The organism is Rhizobium grahamii CCGE 502 (assembly GCF_000298315.2).
Classification (GTDB): domain Bacteria; phylum Pseudomonadota; class Alphaproteobacteria; order Rhizobiales; family Rhizobiaceae; genus Rhizobium; species Rhizobium grahamii.
This window is the reverse complement of record NZ_AEYE02000010.1, coordinates 135,302-145,499: the sequence shown is the minus strand read 5'-3', so window position 1 is coordinate 145,499 and position 10,198 is coordinate 135,302. Positions and strand designations below refer to the sequence as shown.

Sequence of the window (10,198 nt, the reverse complement as noted above, 5' to 3'; positions counted from 1 at the left end):
TCGCCATCAAGCACCTCGTGCGTCACCACCACCTGACCCGCCGCCGTCAGCGAACCGCCACTGGCAAGCGTGAAGTGCTGCACCCCGGAACTGTCCGCATTGGCGTCGATCGCCGCAAAGTCGATCTTGTCCCCAGGCTGGAAGCCGTGGATCGTGTCGCCGTCGGCAGCCCCTGCCGACAGGAAGCGGAAGGTGTCGTTACCGAGCCCGCCGTCCATGATGTTGACCGCGGCCGTTGCCGTGATCGTGTCATGGCCGGAACCGGTGATGACGTTCTCGAAGCCGTAGACCACATCCGTCCCGGTCGTGCCGCCCGACACCTGGCCACGCTGCATGAAGCCGTTGCCGAGGTCGACCGTCAGGTTCGCGCTCGCCACCGCATAGTCCAGCGTGTCGTTGCCGTAACCGCCCCAGTACTGGTCGTCGCCGTCACCGGCAGAGGCGATCACCGTGTCGTCGCCGTCACCGGCCCAGACCTGATCCTCGCCGGCACCGCCCTCGATGAAGTCGTTGCCCGCTTCCCCATGGATCATGTCCTTGCCGGCATTGCCGAACAGCATGTCGTCGCCCGCCCCGCCATGCAGCTCGTCGTCGCCGGCCCCGCCGGTGACGCTGTCGTTGCCGTCACCGGCCGTCACCACGTCGTCGCCGTCCTCGCCGCGAAGGATGTCGGAGCCCGCATCGCCGGCAACGATATCCCCACCACCACCGGCAAGGATCGTATCCGCACCAGCGGCGCCAAGCAGAACCTCACCGGCAGCCGTCCCGATCAATGTCCGTGCCGCAACCGGTAGCGGATCGGAACCACCGTCACCGGAGCCATCGTCGTCGCCGCCGCCCTGGTTCTGGCCATCATCGTCGCCGCAGTCACTGCCGCCACCATGGCCATCACCGTTGTCATCATCATCGTCGTCACCCCCATTCTGCCCATCGTGATCATCTTCATCGTCGCCATTGGTCCATTCCCGGAAGCTCGGTGCGCCCGAGCTCGCAAAGCTGACCGTGTGCGTGCCGTTCGAAAGGGTGGTCATGCCATCAGCCTCAGTCGCGGCGTAATCGGCCAGTACCGCGCCCGGCGCCAACACGATCACATCCTGCGGCCGCAGCGTCCCGACGATTGTGTCGCTGCCGCCGTTCGACTTGAACACGATCCGGTGCGCAGACTGCAGTGCTGAAATGTCGATCGTGTCGTTGCCGGTCGTTCCGTCGATCGTGATCGTGCTGAAATTCAGGCTGGTTTCGGTGAAATCGCCGACCACGGTGATCGTGTCACCGTTGCTCGTACCGCCGTTGGGGACGCCGTTGCCGTCATTTTGCGAGACGGCAAGCGTATTGACCGTGATCTCTTCGATATTGTCGAGCTCGGCGATCACCGCGCCATTGCGAGTGATGACGATTTCTGTTGCCTGATGGAATTCGATGCCGCTGAGAGCTGCCTCCGCGGCGGTGCGGGTATAGATGACAAAGGCCTCGTCGCCTGCGACACCATTGAGCTGGTAGGTGTCGATGCCCGCTTCACCGTCGATGAAATCCCGACCTCCGGTACTGCCGATCTGCGTGATCGTATCGTTGCCGGCACCGGCCAGGATGATGTCGTTGCCAGCGCCTCCATTGATCGTATCGACGCCATCGAACCCGAAGATCGCCTGTGATCCGTTGGCTCCCGCCGCACCGTTCAGATTGGCGTTGGCGAGATTGTTGCCGGCCACGATCGCATAGTTGACGCCTGCAAAACGGAGCGTTTCGACAGCCGTCAGCACATCGACGCCTTCCGCCCCGGTCGTATCGGTAATGGTGAGGGTCACACTCTGGCCGGCGAGCGTCGCGGCAAAGCTGTAGTTTGTGAGAGGTCCGCTGAAGACAGCCGTGTCACTGCCGGCGCCACCGTTGATCGTATCGTTGCCAGCACCGCCGGTAATGGTGTCCCCGCCACCGCCGCCATTCAGGATATCGTTGCCGCCATTTCCGTTCAGCGTCTCGCCGAGCAGTGCGCCACTCGCGACATCGTCACCCTCCGTGCCATTGAACGGCGTCAGGCCAACGAGGCTGCTCCAGTTCACGCCAACAGGAGCGGTGGCTGCCGAGATAACCTGCTCGGCATTGCCAAATCCGTCCACGAAATTGACGACGACGCGCAATTGAAGCCCGGCCTGCGCGCCGAAAAGCGTCAACGGCAGGTCCTGAGGGGTAAACGATGCGTTGGTCGCACCGGCAATGTTCGTCCACGTTGTTCCGTTGGCAGAGGACTGCCATTGGTAGCTGAAGGTGCCCAGCCCGTTTGCATCTGCAATCGATGCCACGTCTACCGTTAGAGTCTGGCCTTCCAGGGGTGTCTGATCTGAGATGAAGGGCGCGCCTGTCGCGGATGAATTGAAGAAGATATCCGTATCGACGATCCTGTCGGCGAACTGAAGCTTCTCGACGTTGAACAATCGATCAGTGCCATCCGCTTCGCGAGCTCGGCCAGTGGTTTGGTCGACGACCGCCGGACCGACCGTCGTGTGGGCGACCGTGAGGCTGCCATCGGCATTGCCGGTTATGGTGTAGTTCTCGAAGCTGTCCCAATACATCGCTGTATCGACATCGTCGGCACTACCGCCATCCAGAATTTCGCGCACGATCTGCAACTGACCGGGCTTGATCTCGCCTGAGTACATCCTCGCCTGGATGTCGGATAGCGTATCGATGCTGAACGCGGACCAGTTCTGTCCCCGGGATGCGTCCGGGGTCACCTGAATGCGTACGTTCAGCCACTTGTCGCCGTCGATGATGTCGTTGCCGCCCATCCCCTCGATAACGTCACTGCCGGCACCGCCAAGAATGATGTCCGAGGCATCGGATGTATCCATGACGATCGTTTCGGTCTTGCCGGCGACCGTCACCTCGGTGCGCTGAAGATGCGCTGTCAGCTCTTCCAGCCCGCCGACAAGATGCAGGTTCTTGGCAAGCAGTGCGTTCGAATAGGAGTCCAGCGGCGCATCAGGATCGACCTGGGCGGCGTTTCCGTTTTCGTCATACGCCCCGATCACGACATCGCGGCCACGCAGCACGTCGTTTCCGGTCCAGCCCGAAAGGCCCTCCACGAGATCGAAGCGATCCCGCAAGATGTTGTTCTGCTGGTTCACGAAGATCGAGATATTCATGTCGGAGTTGGCTGGCTGGGTGTCACCCTTGTGAATCGCCCAGTCGAAGCCGGCCATGCCGTTGTTACGCTGGATGCCGGGGCCCTGGAACATGATGTCGTCGCCGGATTCGGCGTCGTAGTCGTTGTCGTTGCCGCGACCGTTCAGAACGTCGTGCCCAATGATCGTCGAGTTGAAGAACAGCTCCGAATTCTCGCCGGCAAGTGTATCGAAGCCGTCGCCACCTTCGAGCCAGTCATCACCTTCATTGCCGGCAACGAAGCTCGGGCCGCTTGGGCCGCGGATGAAGTCGTTGCCTTCGCCGCCGCTGATCGTCTTGCTTTCGCTGCCTCCGTAGATGAAGTCGCTGTCATCGCCGCCGAAGATCAGATCCATGCCGTTGCCGCCGTTGATGACGTCCTCGCCGGCATCGCCGTGGATGACGTCGGCCGCACCGACGTCCGTGCCGCTGTCCGTGATGATGTCGTCACCATCGCCGCCGTGCAGATGGTCGACGCCGAAGCCGCCTTCCAGCCGGTCGTCGCCAGCACCGCCCCACAGCGTATCGTCACCCTCGCCGCCAATGAGCGTGTCGTTGCGGGAGCTTCCGCCGAGGACGACATGCTCCCCACCGGTGAAGCGGAGATAATCGACGGTCCCGTCGCCATCGAGATCCTGGCGAATGACGAGCGGATTGATCGCCTGGAGGATGGGATTGGTGCCGATCGGATCAGCCGCATCCAAACCGGCGTTGAACTGCTTTGCCTGATCGATCTCGAGGACATAGTCGGCCGTCTGGAAGGCCGCACCGTTGAGATGAGCATCGTGGTCCTCGGTGTCGGTGTTGCGTATGACGAGCTGCGCAAAGGAATCCGCTTCCAACTCGTTGAGGAGATTGAGGCCCTGAGTGCGGCTCAGGTAATAGAAGCGGTCGCCGTTCTGCAGCTTTTCCATCTGGGCTTCGAAAACGAAATTGAAGGTCGAGCCGAGCATGCCGCCGAACGGCATCTTCTTTTCGGCAAGCCCACCGATCCAGAAGTCGACGGTATCGAGGCCGGTCGTCGTCACACCATTCGCCTGAGATGTCCACGCACCCGTACCATTGAGGAAGTCCAGACGATCCTGAGGCGCGCCCGTGCCACCGAGGACGAGCGCGGTGGCAGCGGCCCGCTTTTCTTCAAGCGTCGTTGCCAGGGTGATCGTCGAATGCGTCCCGTAAGCCGCAATGAAGTTGATCAGAGACGCCGGATTCTTCAGCGACAGCGCGAACTCGAACCAGCTCTCGTAGGGTTTCAGCATGCTGTCCTGGGATTGCGCATAGAAATCGCGACGCGCAGCGTTCAGTGATGGCACGCCGGTCTCGCGGGCGCGTGTCATGTTGAGTGCCGCAAGGTCGAGCGGCAGGCCGACGAGATTGTTGCGCAGAGCATCGGTGACGTGCTCGTCTATCTCATTGCCGACCTGCCGGCTCATGCCGCGAAGGATGGCCCCAGCGGCCGCCTCCGCGTCGACGCCGCTCGCGGCGAACATCACAGGATTGAGGAAGGCGTCCATCAGTTTGACGTCTGCCTGTTCCTGCCCTGTCACTTCGCCGTCCCCCCCGAGCAGCAAATTGAGGCGGGATACATCTTCGGTCAGCATCGAGTGGCCGAAGCGATAAACGACATGCGCAAACTCGGCCGCGATCGCGGGGTCGATGTCCACGCTATTGGAAAAAACGAATGGGTCGATGTTTGGCGACACCGCGCGGGCGAATTCCTCAAAGACGAGATGCTGGTAGACCATTTCGGTCGAGAAGCGACCGGCCTGGAAAACCCGCTCGCCATCCCAGACAAGGGCGTCGATCTCGGCCTGGCTCGCCGGAAGTGCGGCCACGTCTTCCAGAAGCCATTCGTTGAGGAAGGCTACATCCGCATCAGGCCCGGAGATCAATTCGTGCTTGATCGCGTCGATCTGTCGGTTGTGCTCGTGGTGGAAGAGGTGGTGAACGGAGGTCAGGCCGATGTTTTCGTTGCCACGCCCGTCACTGACGATGTAGTGCGCGTCGAGGAGTTCGTTGTCATAGGCAAGATTGTTGCCGCGATTGTCTACCGGGACGGCGTTACCCACATCGGCATCGCCGTCAGGCATCAGGACTGCCGGCGTTGAGGGATCGCCGTCATCGTCTGCGAGGACGGGCGCCGCCGTGTGAGCGATATCATTGAGGAAGGCGCGGCCAGCTGAAAGAGCATCAGATGCGGCAACGGGATCGGCGAGATTGCCTTCGAGGCCGCCGGTCATCGTTACCAGTTGCGGGAACCCGTTGACGCCGCGGACGAACTCACCATAAAAGTCGGTCGCGATCGCGGGAACGCGGAGAACGTCCTGGTCCGTCAGGATGATCCCGAGCACATCTCGGGCTTGGGCCTTGATATCGGCCCAGGTTGGCGGGCCGCCGTTGACGCCTTCGAGCATGTGGCCGGTCGCCATTGGTTTGCCGTCGATGAGAACATATTCGCGCAGGAACACCTGGTGCGATGGGTTCGACGTATAAACCTGATTGAGGTCGATCCACGGGGTGGTTTCGTTCGTGTGTTCGCGAATGTCGTCCGCGGTGCCGACGACGCCATCAGGCCCCGGTTGGTTTTGCGCGCGGGTGAGCACCATGAAATTGGTCGGGCTTCCCGGCACGTAGAGCGGATCGTCCGGATGCAGCGGAATATAGACGGTTCCACTGCCACCTTTGCTGACGAGATCGAGGCCGTGATCGAAGAACTGACCGAACAGTGTGAAGAAGCCGTTGAACGGCGCTGTATCACCGAGGTCGGCTGACACGTTGGGGATGAGAACGGAGTCGCCCTCCATCGTCACACCGAGCAGCTGTTCCATCGTGCTGTAGGCAAAGTTTTTGACTGCCAGCGCCCCGTCCGCCTGCTCTTCTGCCGCGGCGATGGCTGCTTGCGCTGTAGCGACTGCTTCCGGTGTCGGTGGCACGGGACTGTAGTAAAGCGCAGCGAGCGCCCCCTTGGCCGCGGCGACTGATTTTTCAGCCGCTGAATGGGTCTCGTAGGCGTCGACGGCTGCAAGATAGGCGGTGGCGTTCGCCGTCTGGCCCAGGAAGGCATAGGGATCGCTGTGACCGAGATTGGTAAGCGCCGAGAGGATGGTTGCAGGGTTACCGATCGATTGGTCGACGATCAGGTTTGAGATAACGCGTGGCTGCGAGTCGTAGACGTTGCCCGAGGTTTGGGTGTAGCTGCTGCCGCCTTCGGCGACCTTGAACTGAGCGTCGAGCAGCCGCTGCATGATCTGGTCGGAGGACCCGAAATGCTCCTGGCCCGGCGCGAGATTGTTATAGCTGCCATCCACGGTGCGCAGTCCGTAAGGGATGAGTTGGCTGGAAACCAGTTCCGTCAGCGGCGTTCCTGCCGCGTGCGCTTCAGCCACCTTGATCTGCTTCAGAATGAACTCGAGGTCATGTTTGTTGAGCTGGACCATTCTATCCTCCACGGTCCGCGATCGTCGCGGCTTTTCAAAGCTTCGCCATTCCACCTGCCTGACGGCAGCTGGCTGGTTCTGCGGTTTCCATTTGTCGAAAGCCGAGCTTTGATGAGCTCGTCATTTGACGATAATCAAGAATGACAAATACTGGACTTTACTTGAACGCCGGAAAGTCCAACGAAGTATTCGATTAACGTCCGATCGGAAAATCGTGCTTTGGTTTTACATTGGATCCGTCGGAGCCCAGGTTTTACCTAGACCTCTGACCAGTTCCGGGTCGTCTTTCATCGTGTTTTGATTTTCTGCTGGAAATCCGGCCGGATATTGCGAGTATGGTTACCTAGGTGAGACGTGCGCTGCTGGAGGAGGCAACGGTTGCTTGAAGGGATCCCCGCGGAAGGAAAGACGGATAGTACGACGTCGCGAGTTTCCAAGGCTGTTGGCGTCTCCTCTGCCGCGACGCGCATTCGATTGCCGACACAGGACTGGATCGCGCGGCAGACACTCTCTGTTCGTTTCCTGTTAGCGAGCGGCCTTCTTATTCTGATCACAGCAACGATCGCGGGACATCTAATAGCCGGGATCCTCGTCAGCAACGCAACCAACAGCCGTGCGGCGTCGACGGCACTGCTGGTCCAGCGGATGATACAGCCGATCGCGCAGGAACTTGAGGTCACGACCCAATTGTCGAGCACCGCGGTGGCCGAACTCGATCGACTGTTTGCCGCGCCCGAGGTCCGGCAGCGCTTTCCGTATCTGGAGGTCTGGCTGCCGGATGGCACGGTTGCCTATTCGCTTTCGAAGGAACTTGTCGGCAAACGCTTCAATGCTCCGGAGGGCATGAAGCGCGCGCTTGCTGGCGAGGTCGCGGCGCAACACGCAGATTTGGAAGCAGGTGAACATACCCAGCGAAACTTCACGACGCCCTATCTGGAGATATACAGCCCCATTCACGACAAGGATACGGGCGCGGTCTTTGCGGTTGCCGAAATTCATGAGGACGCCACCGTGGTTGGCGACCACCTTTTGCAGCTGCAATTCCAGAGTTGGGGCATAGTTGCAGCCACATCCGCGCTCGTTATGCTCGGGCTGTTCGGCATCGTACATCGGGCGAGCATGACAATCGAACGGCAACGGAAGCTGCTCAATCGCCGCGCTGAGGAGGCTGAACGCGCACGCGACGAGGTGCAGGAATTGCGAAAGCGGGATCGCGAGGCGTCCGTGCGTTTGGCGAGCATGAACGAGAACTTCGCACGCGGGATCGGGGCAGATCTGCACGATGGCCCAGGCCAGCTCCTCAGCTACGCCCTACTGCAGCTCGAGCCCGTTCGGGTTGCCAAGAACCGCGGCGAACGTGACGACGCGCTGCACACGGTGTCTTCGACGTTATCGGAGGCGCTGGCGGAAATTCGGACGATCGCACGCTCCCTGTTGTTGCCGGATATCGAGCGCCTCGACCTCGACCAGATCGTCGCGAGGGTCATCCGCAACCACGAGGCCCGCACGGGAAGCAGGGTGCTGTTCGAGCCCTGCCGGGCCAATCCGGAGCTGCCGGTTGCGATCAAGACCTGCATCTATCGCTTCCTGCAGGAGGGCCTCAACAATGCTCATCGGCACGCTGGCGCCAATGGCCAGAAGGTGGAATGCGCACTTGTCGATGGGAAGCTGATGCTGGCAGTGTGTGATGACGGCCTTAAACCGGGCGAACAATCCACCGCTCGCCACATCGGCGGCATGGGCATTCAGGGCTTGCGGCAGCGTGTCGAGAGCCTCGGCGGAGCACTTACTTTCGCCAGTCGCACCCCCAAGGGTACGCGGCTGGAGATGACGATCGACATGGAGCACTGAATTGGGCATGCAATCGGCTATTTCGGTTATTGTCGCTGACGATCATTCGCTGTTTCGAATGGGCGTCATCCAGGCATTTTCGGCGTCCGGAAAAATCAAGGTGGTGGGTGAAGGCGCAACGAAGGACGAGGCAATCGCACTGACGGAACAGTGTCAGCCCGATGTGATCCTTCTCGACATCTCCATGCCCGGCAGCGGGATCGCCGCGGCGCGCGAGATACGGCAAAATTGGCCGGACGTGAAGATCGTCATGTTGACGGTTTCCGAGGAGGACGACGATGTTCTGGAAGCGCTCGAAGCCGGCGCCACGGGCTACCTGCTCAAAGGCTCGATGGCTCCGGATCTGATATCGGCGGTCCAAACGGTTGCCGCCGGCGACTCCTATCTCTCATCGAACATCGGCATGCGGCTTTACGACGTGATCCGCAATGTCTCGGCAGGCCGGAAAACAGACAGTCTGGTCGCAAAACTCTCCGCTAAGGAGGCCACCGTCTTCGCCCTGATCGGCAAGGGCCAGACGAACCGTCAGATCGCCGAAGCCACCGGCGTCCAGATAAAGACGGTCAAGTTTCACGTCTCGCGACTGCTCGCCAAGCTTGGCCTGCGAAACCGTGTCGAAATAGCGCTACTGGCGCAACAAAGCGCCACAGACAGAATGGGCGGCGGCACTTCAAGACTATCTGGACAAATTTAGCGGTCCGAAATTTTGCGGTGGTTGCCGTATTGCAGCCTGATCAATCAGCCTTGTCGCGACCACCAGAGGGGCCTTGACTGCCGCAGCGCAGCCTTCTCGCGCCGTAGCCACAGCAGACAGCTGCTGGAAGCTGCTCTTTATCATCGCTCTCGAATGTGCTTGTATGCGCGCGCCAGAAGGATCGCGGTTGGGGCTGCGCATGGTTGTAAGCTGTCTTGTGGGAGTAAGGCGATGGTTTACGATTGGGATGGCACGAGAACGCGACGTCTCAAGTTGTTCCGGGCGGGAACGGCACTCATGATCGCAATTGCGGTCCTCGGAATACCGCTTCTTTTCTACGCAGTGAAGCTGCACGAGCTCTATGGCTGACGCAGCCGGCAAACTGCCTGCGCCTTGAAGCAGGCGCGACTCTGATAGCCGCGCCTGCCAGGATGGAATCGATCAGCCGAGCTTCGCGGCGATCTTGGCGACGTGTGCGCCCTGATATTTGGCGGCTTCCAGTTCAATCGCGGAAGGCTGGCGTGATCCGTCGCCGTCAGTGATGGTGGAGGCGCCATAGGGCGAACCACCCTTGATTTCATCAACGCCCATCTGGCCCTGGAAAGCATAAGGGAGTCCAGCGACGATCATGCCCTGATGCAGGAACGTAGGGATGAAGCCGAGGATGGTGGACTCCTGACCGCCGTGTTGCGTTGCCGACGAGGTGAAAACGGAGCCTACCTTGCCGACCAACTTTCCGGCAAACCAAAGGCTTCCGGTCTGATCCCAGAAATTGCGCATTTGCGACGCAACGGTTCCGAACCGCGTGCCGGCGCCTACGATGATGGCATCATAATCAGCAAGTTCATCGACGGTGGCAACCGGCGCAGCCTGGTCCATCTTGTAGTAGGACGCCTTGGCAACCTCGTCTGGGACCAGTTCCGGAACGCGCTTGACAACAACGTCAGCGCCAGTCGACTTTGCGCCTTCGGCCACGGCATAGGCCATGGTTTCGATGTGGCCATAGGCCGAATAATAGAGCACGAGTACCTTCGCCATTTACTTATCTCCATCA

At 60.5% G+C, this 10,198-nt stretch carries 5 protein-coding genes; 3 read left to right on the top strand and 2 right to left on the bottom strand.

Annotated features, from left to right (window positions below):
* On the bottom strand, positions 1-6,599 hold a 6,599-nt coding region (locus RGCCGE502_RS38715), incomplete at its 3' end, for a peroxidase family protein (protein WP_016553689.1).
* A gap of 378 nt (positions 6,600-6,977) precedes the next feature.
* Here RGCCGE502_RS38715 and RGCCGE502_RS08200 point away from each other — a divergent pair.
* From RGCCGE502_RS08200 to RGCCGE502_RS37185, 3 genes are all read left to right on the top strand, one after another.
* Positions 6,978-8,450 (top strand): sensor histidine kinase, encoded by a 1,473-nt coding sequence (locus RGCCGE502_RS08200; protein ID WP_016553688.1) that lies wholly within the window; start codon positions 6,978-6,980, stop codon positions 8,448-8,450.
* Positions 8,451-8,457: 7 nt separating this feature from the next.
* Positions 8,458-9,144 (top strand): response regulator, encoded by a 687-nt coding sequence (locus tag RGCCGE502_RS08195; protein WP_019279782.1) that lies wholly within the window; start codon positions 8,458-8,460, stop codon positions 9,142-9,144.
* Between the two features lie 231 nt (positions 9,145-9,375).
* A complete protein-coding gene (locus tag RGCCGE502_RS37185) occupies positions 9,376-9,513 on the top strand; it encodes a hypothetical protein (protein WP_016553686.1) in 138 nt (45 codons plus the stop codon).
* 72 nt (positions 9,514-9,585) lie between these two features.
* On the opposite strand, the gene wrbA is transcribed toward RGCCGE502_RS37185, so the two are convergent.
* On the bottom strand, positions 9,586-10,182 hold the full coding sequence (wrbA, locus tag RGCCGE502_RS08190) for an NAD(P)H:quinone oxidoreductase type IV (protein WP_016553685.1): 597 nt from the start codon (positions 10,180-10,182) through the stop codon (positions 9,586-9,588).
* Positions 10,183-10,198 lie beyond the last annotated feature (16 nt).